This window comes from Planotetraspora sp. GP83 (assembly GCF_041262585.1).
Lineage (GTDB): Bacteria > Actinomycetota > Actinomycetes > Streptosporangiales > Streptosporangiaceae > JAOEGB01.
In genome coordinates this window covers 1-13,058 of sequence record NZ_JBGCBZ010000047.1, presented here as the reverse complement: position 1 = coordinate 13,058, position 13,058 = coordinate 1, and the positions used below count along the sequence as shown (strand labels likewise).

12 protein-coding genes and 2 tRNA genes are annotated in these 13,058 nt (G+C 65.9%); 10 read left to right on the top strand and 4 right to left on the bottom strand.

Annotated features, from left to right (window positions below):
* Positions 1–96: 96 nt before the first annotated feature.
* Positions 97–173: transfer RNA gene (locus ABH927_RS34065), tRNA-Pro, on the bottom strand.
* A 90-nt stretch (positions 174–263) separates the two neighbouring features.
* Here ABH927_RS34065 and ABH927_RS34060 point away from each other — a divergent pair.
* A tRNA-Gly gene (locus tag ABH927_RS34060) sits at positions 264–334 on the top strand.
* A 392-nt stretch (positions 335–726) separates the two neighbouring features.
* Positions 727–1,281, top strand: a complete 555-nt coding sequence (locus ABH927_RS34055; protein ID WP_370028603.1) for a hypothetical protein — start codon at positions 727–729, stop codon at positions 1,279–1,281.
* Positions 1,282–1,287: 6 nt separating this feature from the next.
* Here the strand turns inward: ABH927_RS34055 and ABH927_RS34050 are convergent, their stop codons facing one another.
* Positions 1,288–1,686, bottom strand: a complete 399-nt coding sequence (locus tag ABH927_RS34050) for a hypothetical protein (RefSeq protein WP_370028601.1) — start codon at positions 1,684–1,686, stop codon at positions 1,288–1,290.
* A 69-nt stretch (positions 1,687–1,755) separates the two neighbouring features.
* Positions 1,756–2,139 (bottom strand): hypothetical protein, encoded by a 384-nt coding sequence (locus ABH927_RS34045; protein ID WP_370028599.1) that lies wholly within the window; start codon positions 2,137–2,139, stop codon positions 1,756–1,758.
* Here ABH927_RS34045 and ABH927_RS34040 point away from each other — a divergent pair.
* Positions 2,138–2,422, top strand: a complete 285-nt coding sequence (locus tag ABH927_RS34040) for a flavoprotein (protein WP_370028597.1) — start codon at positions 2,138–2,140, stop codon at positions 2,420–2,422. The genes ABH927_RS34045 and ABH927_RS34040 overlap by 2 nt on opposite strands.
* A 211-nt stretch (positions 2,423–2,633) precedes the next feature.
* Complete coding sequence (locus ABH927_RS34035; protein WP_370028595.1) at positions 2,634–2,903, top strand: hypothetical protein; 270 nt, start codon at positions 2,634–2,636, stop codon at positions 2,901–2,903.
* Between the two features lie 524 nt (positions 2,904–3,427).
* On the opposite strand, the gene ABH927_RS34030 is transcribed toward ABH927_RS34035, so the two are convergent.
* On the bottom strand, positions 3,428–3,907 hold the full coding sequence (locus ABH927_RS34030; RefSeq protein ID WP_370028593.1) for an ATP-binding protein: 480 nt from the start codon (positions 3,905–3,907) through the stop codon (positions 3,428–3,430).
* 284 nt (positions 3,908–4,191) lie between these two features.
* On the opposite strand from ABH927_RS34030, the gene ABH927_RS34025 reads away from it, so the two are divergent.
* The 6 genes from ABH927_RS34025 (at position 4,192) to ABH927_RS34000 (ending at position 12,443) form a co-directional block, all read left to right on the top strand.
* Entirely contained in the window at positions 4,192–5,058 is an 867-nt protein-coding gene (locus ABH927_RS34025; RefSeq protein WP_370028591.1) for a helix-turn-helix domain-containing protein, read from the top strand.
* A gap of 201 nt (positions 5,059–5,259) precedes the next feature.
* Positions 5,260–6,645, top strand: coding sequence for a trigger factor (gene tig, locus ABH927_RS34020; RefSeq protein ID WP_370028589.1), 1,386 nt, complete (start codon positions 5,260–5,262; stop codon positions 6,643–6,645).
* Between the two features lie 330 nt (positions 6,646–6,975).
* Positions 6,976–7,620: a ClpP family protease gene (locus tag ABH927_RS34015; RefSeq protein WP_261586869.1), complete on the top strand. Its 645-nt coding sequence runs from the start codon at positions 6,976–6,978 to the stop codon at positions 7,618–7,620.
* Positions 7,621–7,634: 14 nt separating this feature from the next.
* Positions 7,635–8,282 (top strand): ATP-dependent Clp protease proteolytic subunit, encoded by a 648-nt coding sequence (locus tag ABH927_RS34010; RefSeq protein WP_370028587.1) that lies wholly within the window; start codon positions 7,635–7,637, stop codon positions 8,280–8,282.
* A gap of 194 nt (positions 8,283–8,476) precedes the next feature.
* Positions 8,477–9,760 carry an ATP-dependent Clp protease ATP-binding subunit ClpX gene (clpX, locus tag ABH927_RS34005; RefSeq protein ID WP_370028585.1) on the top strand — a complete coding sequence of 428 codons (1,284 nt, stop codon included), beginning with the start codon at positions 8,477–8,479 and terminating at the stop codon, positions 9,758–9,760.
* A gap of 103 nt (positions 9,761–9,863) precedes the next feature.
* The gene (locus ABH927_RS34000; protein ID WP_370028583.1) at positions 9,864–12,443 is read left to right on the top strand and encodes a valine--tRNA ligase; all 2,580 of its coding nucleotides are present in this window, start codon (positions 9,864–9,866) and stop codon (positions 12,441–12,443) included.
* Positions 12,444–13,058: the final 615 nt, after the last annotated feature.

Sequence of the window (13,058 nt, the reverse complement as noted above, 5' to 3'; positions counted from 1 at the left end):
TGATCATCGACCCCACACGCGACTACCAACCCCAGTACACAAAGAAACCCCCGAACCCGTAGGTTCGAGGGTTTCCGATGTCTTGCGACATCACACTGGTCGGGGCGACAGGATTTGAACCTGCGACTTCTTGCTCCCAAAGCAAGCGCGCTACCAAGCTGCGCCACGCCCCGTCCCGTCGGGTACGCGAGCGCTCGGAGACTCCGGTACGCTTACGCCCTGACGACCGGATGAAGTCTAGACCAGATGGACACCGGCCGCGCGCGGACGTAGCTCAATGGTAGAGCCCCAGTCTTCCAAACTGGCTACGCGGGTTCGATTCCCGTCGTCCGCTCTCATGCCAAAAGGCCAGGTCATCCCCTGTGGGGAGCCTGGCCTTCGTGATCTTCGCCCGCTATTTTCAATCTTCCGTGCCACATCTGCACGAGCGCTGTCGAGATGGCCTGATCAGGGCCCGCACCGTTGGCAGCCGTCAGGGTGTTCGCCACGTGGCGCAGGGCGTGGAAGTGGAGATCGAGGAGGCCGACTGCCAACCGCCGCTCTGGCGAGACAGGCCAGGTGCGTGGCCGAGGAGTTGAGCCGCGGCTGCTACCGATAGGCCTGACCCGGAATGCGCGGTTACGGGTGGGGGCAAATGACCGTTTCGGTCCTTCGTGTTGCCAACTTGTTATCTCGCAGCCGATAGAAGCCTGCACATCATGTTTGTCGCTATTCGATCATATACTCATGGCGCGCCCCTTGACCCGAGCCGCAGAGATTGCTTCCATCCTGGCATTGCTGGTGGCTGTCGCTGCTCTTCTCCTGGATATTAGCAAATCCTCGACTGAAGGATCGTCTGGACCAAGCAGTTTGCCGCAGGTAACAGTCAGTTCAAATTCGCCGACGGTAGGATCGGTGAAGCCGTCGGGCTCTGTACAGGCGCACCCTACCGGTGCGACACCAAGTAAGGCGCCGCCTTCGAATGGTGGCCCCGGCGTGGAAGACTCTTCTTCGGAGTTTCCGGACTCCCTTCGTGTGCGGACCGCAAGTGCCGGCCTTCTTTTCCTTTGGTTCCTCGTGCTAATTGCCGTACTATTTCTTGTGGCGATCGTAGGCGTTCGCAGGAACAACGACATATCCGCATTCTGGGTCGTGGTCGCAGACCTGGTTGTTTTAATCGTCTGGATATGGATATTTATTGATGCACTCGCTGTGTGGGCGCTTATTGCGGCTGTCGTTATAGCGATTTTTGCAGCATTGCTGGGTATCGGGCTGCGAGTGGAAGCAAAACAGGACGAGTAGGGGCTTTTATCGGCAGCGGTAGCGGCAGTAGGTCCTCCTGCGAGCCGGTCTTGGCCGCGAACGGCTCCGCTGGGCAGGCCATCCCATCGCCTGATGCGGACGCCGCATGTTGTACTCGGCCACCCAGGGGTCCACCGCAGGCCTTCGGCCGGCCGACCGGCCGGGCCAGCGCCTCGGCCGCGCCGTGGTCCCGGGCCCTCCTCCAGTTGGAGAGCGCCAGCGGAACCACCGGCCATCGGTCCACACGACCAGATCGATCCAGACCGATGCCAGCGCCAGCCCGTACCCCTCGTGCACATCGGCGGCCACGCCGTACCGCTCCAGCTCAACGCGCAGCCGCTCCGCACAGCGGGCAGTGGTGACGACCGGGGGCCGCCGGGCCGAGACCAGCCGATCGGCGCTCATCACGCAGCCGCCGGCACGCCGGTACCCGATCTGACGAAAGCCCGAGCGCCGTAGCGGCCCGCCGCGAAATCACTTGACAGCCTGCAATTCGCTGCACAATGCGGTGGGAAAGGCAGGTTCGGCCTTCCGCACAGCGGAGCAACCCGCCGACCGTGTCGCGGTGACGACCCGCCACCCGGTGGTGGTCGCCTGGTAGAAGAACCGGGTCATGTTGGCAGGGCACGACACCCCCGCCTCGCAAACCGGTCCAGCGCCAGTGGAGATGTCCAGGACCAGCCATCTGCCGTCGCATCCGCGCTCGTTCCACGTGCTGTGCCGCGGCGTGTCGGCATCCCGCAACGCCTGCAGGTAGGAGTGGTCCCCGCCGAGGAACTGGCCGAATTCAACGCCAACATTGTCGGTCTGATCGAGGTCGTCCAGGAATTTCGGGCCGCCAACTGATCCCACGTTCATGCGACCGCGCCCGTCAATTGGGCCGAATCTTTGGGAAACACAGACCAGCCGCTCCGTCCGCAGCCGGTACCGCAAGCCCAGCGAACCCAAGCCGCCACGAGCGGATGCCATCATCGTCGCGCCCGCGACCTACAACACCATCAACAAGTTCGCCCAAGGAATCGCCGACACCTACGCCCTCGGCCTCCTCGCCGAAGCCCCCGGTCTGGGCATCCCGGTCGTCGTCCTGCCCTTCGTGAACAGCGCCCTCGCCTCCCGCGAGCCGTACCGCCGCAGTGTGTAGACATTGCGTGCCGGGGGCGTCCAGGTTCTCTCATGCCCCGCTCAGGCCGAGCCCCACGCCGCTGATCGGATCGACACCTTCCCGTGGGAATTCGCATTGAGCGAGCTCCATCCAGGGTGATCCGCCGCGATGGCAGCGACCGTCCTATGGCCCAGCCGAAGAGCAGCCGGGAAGTGGTGTGCGGGAGCGGTTCGGGCCGTACCGTGATCGGGTGACCAATCCGTCCCCGCAGGGTCAGGACGACGACAGGTACCGCGGTCTCGGGCCAATCTTCTACGTGTTCGTCGGCAGCCCGATCCTCGTCTATGCCGGAATTGACAACCTGACCACGGGTGACGATTGGCTGGATTTCACGGCCGCGGCCTTCGCTCTGGTTCCCGCTGTCTATCTCTTGTGGCAGGCACCGAAGATCGTCCTTGCCCATGTCCGTAGGACGCGTCGACCGGACCGGAGCCCAGGTCAACCGCCCTACGAGCCGTGATCCATGCACTTCCCAAGCTGACAGCCCGGGTTCGGAGTCCCCTCGCCGTCGTTCAAGGACCCATCCGTGCAGGCCAGAGCTAGGGAACAGGCATCCAGCCCGCCGACGTCACCGAGCTACTCGACCACGGCAGCGAGGTAGTCTTCGTAGAGGAGACGAGAGCCGCGGTTGAGCGCTACAACGCGTTAGCTGAGACGACCCCCGTGGGGGGCCTGTTCCACTCGACATGCTGACCGGCGCAAGCTACGTGCACTGATCATGGCAGCACGAGTCCTGTGGACTCTGGGCGCGGCTGAGCCGACGGGTGCACAAGCGTCGGCAACGAAGTCACCCGTTCCTCTACGGTCCGAAGGCTGATCAACTGTTCGCCACGGTCGAGCCTGTACTGACGTCAATCTCCCTGCCGCCGGGCACTTTGGTAATCAGGAGCGACGCCGGGAGCCAAGGAAGCACGCGATCCGCTCCGCTAGAACAAGACCGTGATGGTGCGGGTCCGAGGTGACGCGCGGCGGGCCGTACGGACGTCAGTCGGTGGCGCGGAAGAGGGCCCAGACGGCCTTGCCGCCGCGGTCGAGGGGGTCCCAGCCCCAGGCCTGGCTGTAGGTCTCCACGATGTAGAGGCCGCGGCCGTTCTCAGAGATGAAATCCGGCTCCTTGGGAGAAGGAACCTCGTCGCTGGGATCGGATACTGCCAGGAGAACGTGGGGCGTGACGCGGACGAGCATCAGCGTGATCGGGTGATCGTCCGGCCCCTGCGTCGAATACAGCGAGTAACGGACGGCATTTGTCACGAGTTCAGAAACGACGAGTGCCGCGTCCTCAGTGAGGGCGGTCAGACCCCATCGCCGAAGGGTGGATCTTGTGATGTCCCGCGCCATCTTGACGGAGTCGGCCTGGGGACGAAGCGGGCATGTCGTGGTGTCGGACGCGTCGGCGGACCGGAGAAACCAACCGACTCTCACCTCACGGGTCAACTGGCCGGCGGATATGGGCTTCTCCGACATGCTGCCCGGACCTCCCGCTGGCCTGTTTAACGAATCGGTGCACCTTTGGCCCACTATGCACCAAGCCATCATGGATCACCCTTGACTGAGCTGCAAGACCCAAATGCACGTGCAGTTGACGCGTGCAGAAGCACGAGTCGATCGAGAACCGGACGATGAGATGGGGCAGGGACACGGAGATCAGACCTTGTCATCGTGGCCAGAAGTGGTGACACTGTGTGGGCTGGAGGTGTCGTGCGGGTCTTCGCTTGGCGGCACAAGGGCCGAGCTGAGAGGGAGGCGCCGTGATGCAGATCCAGCCTGGATCGGGCCCGACGGCGCTCCGCATCCTCCTGGGCTCCCAGCTTCGCCGGCTCCGTGAGAACAAGGGCATCTCTCGCGATGAGGCCGGAAGCAGGATCCGCGGCTCCGAATCCAAGATCAGCCGGATGGAGCTTGGCCGGGTCGGCTTCAAGGAACGCGACGTGGCCGACCTCCTCAGCCTTTACGGCGTGGAGGACGAGCGGACGCGGGCGGTCGTGATGGACCTAGTTGAGAAAGCCAACGAGCCCGGCTGGTGGCACCGCTTCAACGACCTGCTGCCGTCCTGGTTCCAGGCCTACGTCGGGCTGGAAGAGGCAGCAGAGCGAATACGCACCTACGAGGTGCAGTTCGTCCCCGGCCTGCTGCAGACCAAGGAGTACGCGCGGGCGGTCATCATGGCGGGCGCGGTGGGCGCGGCGCCGGAGGAGATCGCCAGACGGGTGGACCTGCGTCTGGAGCGTCAGCGCGTGCTGGACGGCGACAAGAGCCCGCTGTTCTGGGCGGTGATCGACGAGGCGGCTCTGCGCCGTCCGATCGGCGGCGTCGAGGTCATGCGGGGCCAACTCCAGCATCTGATCGACCTGATGAACCAGCCGAACGTCACCATCCAGGTCATGCCGTTCAGCTTCGGGGGACACGCCGCCGAGGGCGGAGCGTTCAGCATCCTGCGGTTCAACGATGTTGAGCTTCCCGACATCGTGTACGTCGAGCAGCTCGCGAGCGCCCTCTACCTCGACAAACGCGAAGAGGTGGACCGATACAGCGAGGTCATGGAACGGCTCTGCGCGGTCAGCACGACCCCCGCGGAGACGGTGAACCTGCTGCGGCAGATCATGGCAGAGCTCTGATCAGTCGCTCCTAGGCGCCTGTCTGTTCTAGACTGCCCTTGGCGCTGGACACCCGCCACAGTGGAGCATGCCCAAGAGGTATGTGCGATGGCGGCGGAGAACCGTGTGCCGATCACGTGGGCGCGGCGCGCGTTAATGTGCCGCGGTTGCCGTGCACGACGCGCCCGCGATCACCAGATGCTTGATCAAGGAGACCACCCCGTGAAGACCGCTGTCGAGGAGCTCAGCCCTACTCGGGTCAAGCTCACCGTCGAGGTGCCGTTCAAAGAGCTCGAGCCGAGCCTGCAGGCCGCCTACAAGAAGGTCGCGCAGCAGGTGCGCGTGCCCGGCTTCCGTCCTGGCAAGGTGCCGGCCCGGATCATCGAGCAGCGCTTCGGCCGCGCGGTGGTTCTCGAGGAGACCCTGAACGACGCTCTGCCCAAGCTGTACGGCCAGGCCGTGGACGAGACCGACGTCTTCCCGGTGAGCCAGCCGGAGATCGAGGTCACGAAGATCGAGGACGGTGAGCAGGTCGAGTTCACCGCCGAGGTCGACGTGCGTCCCGCCTTCGACGTGCCCGACTACGACGGTGCCGAGATCGTCGTCGACGCCGCCGAGGTGACCGACGCGGACATCGACGCCCAGCTCGACGCCCTGCGCCAGCGGTTCGCCACGCTGACCGGCGTGGAGCGCCCGGCCCACAAGGGCGACTACGTCGTCATGGACCTGCGTGCCGAGATCGACGGCAACAACATCGAAGAGCAGCAGGCCGCCGACGTCTCCTACGAGGTGGGCGCCGGCTCCGTCCTCCAGGGGCTCGACGACGCGCTCGACGGCATGGCCGCGGGCGACGAGAAGTCCTTCCGGACCACCCTGGTCGGCGGTGAGAACGCCGGCGAGGAGGCCGACGTGATCATCAACGTCAAGTCGGTCAAGGAGAAGGTCCTGCCCGAGCTGGACGACGAGTTCGCCCAGCTGGCCAGCGAGTTCGACACGCTCGACGAGCTGAAGGACAGCATCCGCGAGCAGGCCCGCCGCAACAAGCTCATCGACCAGGTCATGCAGAGCCGCGAGAAGGCCCTTGAGGCGCTGCTGGACAGGATCGACATCCCGCTGCCCGAGAGCGCGCTCAAGGCCGAGATCGACGCCCGCAAGCACAACCTCGAGCACCAGATCGCCGAGAGCGGCCTTAGCCGGGAGGCGTACTTCCGCCTCTACCAGACGACCGAGGACGAGCGTTTCGCCGAGTTCGAGGCCAACTCCGCCAAGGCGCTGAAGACGGGCTTCGTCCTCGACAAGATCGTGAAGTCCGAGGAGATCGGCGTCAGCGAGCAGGAGCTCACCGACTTCGTGGTGCGCCGCGCCATGCAGCTCGGCGTCGCGCCGAACACGCTGGCCCAGCATCTGGCCGACAACGACCAGCTCACGCTGGCCATGATGGAGATCGTCCGCGAGAAGGCCAAGACCGTGGTCGGGGACGCCGCCAAGGTGACCGACGAAGCCGGCACCGAGATCGACCTCAAGGCCATCTACGCCGAGCTCAACACCGAGCAGCAGCCGGAGCAGCAGGACGAGGACGCGCCGTCGGCGGAGTCCGCGGAAAGCTGATTACCGGGTCTCGTCCCGAAATTTACGTGTAGAGAATCCCCGGTGCGCTTCGGCACGCCGGGGATTTCGTTTCATTGCGGGCAAATCTCCGCAAATTCCTCGTCGTACGGCTCTCGCCCGTGCCGGCCGTACGGCGGGGGCCTGGGCTTTCACCGCGCGACAGGCGCGGTGATTCCGGGCGGCGGACGGGGAACGAGCCGGTCGAGCGGTGATCCGCCGCGGAACATGCGCCGTCAGCGAACAGCCGGTCGAGGAGGCATGACCTGTCTGTGCCGCGCGTTAAGGTCACAAGCAAAGCCAATCGATTACGACGCATCGGAAGGTGACGCTGTGACCAGCCCGCCGACCTTCTTCCCGCCCACCGGCTCCGGCTTCGAGGCCCGTGGCCGTGAGGACGGCTCGTTCCGTCTCGAAGACCAGCTCTACCAGCGGCTCCTGCGCGAGCGCATCGTGGTGCTCGGCACCCAGGTCAACGACGAGGTGGCCAACCGGCTCTGCGCCGAGCTGCTCCTCCTCGCCGCGGACGACCCGGATCGCGACATCTGGCTCTACATCAACTCCCCGGGCGGCTCGGTGACAGCCGGCATGGCGATTTACGACATGATGGAGTATGTGCCGAACAACGTGTGCACGGTGGCGATGGGCCTGGCCGCTTCCATGGGCCAGTTCCTGCTCTGCGCCGGCGCCTCGGGCAAGCGCTATGCCCTGCCCAACGCGCGCATCATGATGCACCAGCCGTCCGGCGGCATCGGCGGAACCGCGGCCGACATCGCGATCCAGGCCGAGCAGATGCTTTACGTCAAGAAGACCCTCGCGGAGCGCATCGCGTTCCACACGGGCCAGCCGCTCGACCAGATCGAGCGCGACTCCGACCGCGACCGCTGGTTCACGGCCGAGGAGGCCAAGGACTACGGCTTCATCGACCACGTCGTGCGCAGCGCGCGGCAGGTGCCCTCCGAGGGCGCCGTCTCATGACTGGAGCTTTCCAAGTGAGTGAGCTGATCCGGCCGGGAGACATCAACGGCCGCTATGTCCTTCCTTCGTTCGTCGAGCGCACGTCCTACGGCGTGAAGGAGATGAACCCGTACAACAAGCTGTTCGAGGACCGCATCATCTTCCTCGGCGTCCAGATCGACGACGCTTCGGCGAACGACGTGATGGCGCAGCTGCTGACGCTGGAGTCGCTCGACCCGGACCGCGACATCAGCATGTACATCAACTCGCCGGGCGGGTCGTTCACGGCCATGACGGCGATTTACGACACGATGCAGTTCGTCCGTCCCGAGATCCAGACGGTCTGTCTGGGCCAGGCGGCCTCGGCCGCGGCGGTCCTGCTGGCCGGAGGGACCGCGGGCAAGCGGTTCGCGCTGCCCAACGCCCGCGTCCTGATCCACCAGCCCTCCACCGAGGGCGGCGGCCAGGGGAGCGACATCGAGATCCAGGCTCGTGAGATCCTGCGGATGCGGTCCCTCCTCGAGGAGATCGTGGCGAAGCACTCGGGCAAGACGCCCGCCGAGGTGCGCAAGGACATCGAGCGAGACAAGATCCTCAGCGCTGAGGAGGCGAAGGCGTACGGGCTGGTGGACGACATCATCCCGTCACGCAAGAAGCGCGCGGCCGCGATCGCCGCTTCCTGAGGGAGTTGCCGCACCGGAACGGTGCCCAATTGGGCACGTTCCGGTGCGACTCACCGCTAGGGGGCTCACTGAGGGCCCAGAAGACGGTAACGTCGAAACTTGAGCGGGATGACGTTTTCGCGCCGGAGCAAGATCGGGTCGCGGACGGAAGTGACCGCGGCGGCAGGGCGGTCCCACGCAAAGGAGTATCTGGGGTGGCACGCATCGGCGACGGGGGAGACCTGCTGAAGTGCTCGTTCTGTGGCAAGAGCCAGAAGCAGGTCAAGAAGCTCATCGCCGGACCAGGCGTCTACATCTGCGATGAGTGCATCGATCTCTGCAACGAGATCATCGAGGAGGAGCTGTCCGAGTCCTCCGAGCTCAAATGGGACAACCTTCCCAAGCCGCGCGAGATCTACGAGTTCCTCGACGCCTACGTCATCGGTCAGGACAAGGCGAAGAAGGCGCTGTCGGTGGCGGTGTACAACCACTACAAGCGCGTGCAGTCCGGTGAGCGCGGGCGCGACGACGGCCTGGAGCTGGCGAAGTCCAACATCCTTCTGCTCGGCCCGACGGGCTCCGGCAAGACCCTTCTGGCGCAGACCCTCGCCAAGATGCTGAACGTGCCGTTCGCCATCGCCGACGCGACGGCGCTGACCGAGGCCGGATACGTCGGCGAGGACGTGGAGAACATCCTCCTCAAGCTGATCCAGGCGGCGGACTACGACGTCAAGAAGGCCGAGACCGGCATCATCTACATCGACGAGGTCGACAAGATCGCCCGCAAGAGCGAGAACCCGTCGATCACCCGTGACGTGTCGGGCGAGGGCGTCCAGCAGGCGCTGCTGAAGATCCTGGAAGGGACGACGGCGAGCGTGCCCCCGCAGGGCGGCCGCAAGCACCCGCATCAGGAGTTCATCCAGATCGACACCACCAACGTGCTGTTCATCTGCGGTGGGGCCTTCGCCGGGCTGGAAAAGATCATAGAGTCACGGGTCGGCAAGAAAGGGATCGGCTTCAACGCCATCATCCACTCCAAAGAGGAGATGGACTCCTCGGACATCTTCTCCGACGTCATGCCGGAGGACCTGCTGAAGTTCGGCATGATCCCCGAGTTCGTCGGCCGGCTTCCCGTGATCACGTCGGTGCACAACCTGGACAGGGAAGCGCTGATCCAGATCCTGACCGAGCCGCGCAACGCGCTCGTGAAGCAGTACCGCCGCCTGTTCGAGCTGGACAACGTCGAGCTGGAGTTCTCCGACGACGCCCTGGAGGCGATCGCGGACCAGGCCATCCTCCGCGGTACCGGCGCCCGAGGCCTGCGGGCCATCCTGGAGGAGGTCCTCCTCTCGGTGATGTACGAGGTGCCCTCCCGGCAGGACGTGGCCCGCGTCGTCATCACCAGGGAGGCCGTGCTGGAGCACGTCAACCCGACGCTCGTGCCACGCGACCAGCTTCAGGCCAAGCAGCAGCGCACCCCGCGCGAGAAGTCCGCCTGAGCCCGTCTCCCCCCGCGTCACAGGGCCCTGGAGCCCCGGGGGAGACGAAACACGATTTGACGACGGCACGGTCAGCACGCCGACGTCCCTAGAATTGGGCATCATGACAACGCCTGAGCTGCCTACCCAGTACGCGCCCGCAGATGTCGAGACCCGGAGCTACGAGCGCTGGGTATCGGAGGGCTACTTCACCGCGGACCCGGGCAGTGGGCGTGAGCCGTACAGCATCGTGCTGCCCCCGCCGAACGTGACGGGCTCCCTCCACGTCGGGCACGCGCTCGACCACTCCGTGCAGGACGCGCTGACCAGGCGGGCCCGCATGCGGGGCTTCGAGACGCTGTGGCTGCCGGGCATGGACCACGCCGGCATCGCGACGCAGAACGTCGTCGAGCGTGAGATCGCCAAGGAGGGCCTGTCCCGCCACGACTTCGGGCGAGAGGCGTTCGTCGAGCGGGTCTGGCAGTGGAAGGAGGAGTCCGGCGGGCGGATCCTCGGCCAGATGAAGAAGCTCGGCGACGGCGTCGACTGGTCGCGTGAGCGCTTCACGATGGACGAGGGGCTCTCCCGGGCCGTCCAGACGATCTTCAAGCGGCTCTTCGACGACGGGCTCATCTACCGCGCCGAGCGGATCATCAACTGGTGTCCCCGCTGTCTCACCGCGCTGTCCGACATCGAGGTGGAGCACAGCGAGGACGACGGCGAGCTCGTCTCGATCCGGTACGGCTCGGGCGACGCGGAGATCGTGGTGGCCACGACCCGTGCGGAGACGATGCTCGGCGACACCGCTGTGGCGGTCCACCCCTCCGACGAGCGCTACGCGCACCTCGTCGGGAAGCTCGTGGAGGTGCCCCTCACCGGGCGGAAGATCCCGGTCGTCGCCGACGAGCATGTGGATCCCTCCTTCGGCACCGGCGCGGTCAAGGTGACCCCTGCTCACGACCCGAACGACTTCGAGATCGGGCGCCGCCACTCTCTAGAATCCCTCGTGATCATGGACGAGCGGGGCGTCATCACGGCCCACGGGCCCTTCCTGGGGCTCGACCGGTTCGAGGCGCGGCCCGCCGTTGTGGGCGCGCTGCGCCAGCAGGGCCGTATCGTCGCCGAGAAGCGGCCCTATGCGCACTCCGTGGGCCACTGTTCGCGGTGCAAGACCGTGGTCGAGCCGCGGCTGTCGCTGCAGTGGTTCGTCAACGTCTCGCCGCTCGCGAAGGCCGCGGGCGACGCCGTCCGCGACGGCCGCACCCGCATCCACCCGCCAGAGCTGGCCAAGCGCTACTTCGACTGGGTCGACGACATGCACGACTGGTGCATCTCCCGCCAGCTCTGGTGGGGGCACCGGATCCCGGTCTGGTACGGCCCGGGCGGCGAGGTCGTGTGCGTCGGACCGGACGAGGAGCCGCCGGCCGGCTATGAGCAGGACCCGGACGTGCTCGACACCTGGTTCTCCTCGGGCCTGTGGCCGTTCTCCACGCTGGGCTGGCCGGAGGCCACACCCGATCTGGCGCGGTTCTATCCCACGACCGTGCTGGTCACGGGCTACGACATCCTGTTCTTCTGGGTCGCCCGGATGATGATGTTCGGCCTGTACGCGATGGACGGGGAGCCGCCGTTCCGCACGGTCGCGCTGCACGGCATGGTCCGCGACCAGTTCGGCAAGAAGATGTCCAAGTCGTTCGGCAACGTCGTAGACCCGCTCGACTGGATCGCGCGCTACGGAGCCGACGCCACGCGGTTCACGCTGCTCCGCGGGGCCAACCCCGGCTCGGATGTGGCCATCAGCGAGGACTGGGCGGCCGGCTCCCGCAACTTCTGCAACAAGATCTGGAACGCGACGCGGTTCGCGCTGATGAACGGCGCGGTCTCGGACGGTCTGCCGTCGGAGCTGACGCCCGCCGACAGGTGGATCCTGTCGCGGCTGCGGACGGTCGTCGGGTCGGTCGACGCGGCCTTCGAGGACTTCGAGTTCGCCAAGATCTCGGACGCGCTCTACCACTTCGCGTGGGACGAGGTCTGCGACTGGTACGTCGAGCTGGCCAAGGTCCAGATCGCCCAGGGCGGTGAGGTCGCCGAGAACACCAAGCGGGTCCTCGGCCACGTCTTCGACGCGCTGCTGCGGCTGCTCCACCCGCTGGTGCCGTTCGTGACCGAGGAGCTGTGGCGCGCCCTGACGGGTGGCGACTCTCTCGTGGTCGCGCCGTGGCCGGCCGTCTCGCCCGAGCTGGCGGACCCGGCGGCGGAGCAGGAGATCGCGGCCCTCCAGGAGCTGGTCACGGAGGTGCGCCGGTTCCGGTCGGACCAGGGGCTGAAGCCCGGTCAGCGGGTCGCCGCACGCCTGTCCCTGTCCGGTACGGCTCTCGCGGCCCATGAGGGAGCGATCCGGTCGCTGCTCCGGCTGGACGGGCCGTCCGAAACGTTCAACGCCACGGCGCGGCTGACTGTGGGCGCCGTCGGGGTCGAGATCGACACCGCGGGCGCGATCGACGTCGCGGCCGAGCGCAAGCGGCTGGAGAAGGACCTGGCTGTGGCCCGCAAGGAGCACGCTCAGGTCACCGGCAAGCTGGGCAACGAGCAGTTCATGTCCAAGGCGCCCGAAGACGTCGTCGCCAAGGTCCGTGGACGTGCCGCCCAGGCGGAGGAGGACATCGCCCGCCTCGAGGCTCATCTGGCGGCCCTGCCGGCCTAGGTCGTGTCTGACAAATCAAGCCCTGCTGCGAGCGGCCCAGATGGCGCCTCGCTTCGTTGTCGCCCCACCCACGAAATTCCTCGCACGCTCGTAATTTCCGCGGGGCCCGGGTTCGTCGGCCGGAGGCTCCGCTCCGGCCTCCTCCTCCGCCTCGCGATGCATCCATCTGGATCCACGCTCGCGACGGGCAGCATTTGTCAGACACTCCCTAGCAGCCCGTCCTGCTGTGATCGTCCTTCGGTGGCTTGTCCTTCCGCGACTAGTCATTCCGGGACGGGGGAGGTTTGGGAGGCGTGCCGCGAGGGAAGGTTTTCCAAGTTGCCCAAGTTGTGCGCGGCACCCTCTGAGGGGTGCTAGTCTTCTTCCACGCGGGAAGCGCGGCGTGCCTCAACCTCTCTCGGGGAAGTCGGCTGCTAGGCTTTCCGTTACTCCCTCTAGTTCGGCCCGATTTCGGGATGTCCCAACGCGATTCGACGGGATGTTAGATATCGGGTAAGTTAGAGGGGTTGCCCCGGAAGCGGGGGTGGTCGGAATTCCTGCTGGTTCGCGGGGTTGGTGTCAAGGGTTCGGAAACGGGCTGGTTTGACACGAATCGGGCGGGGCGCAAGAATAAAG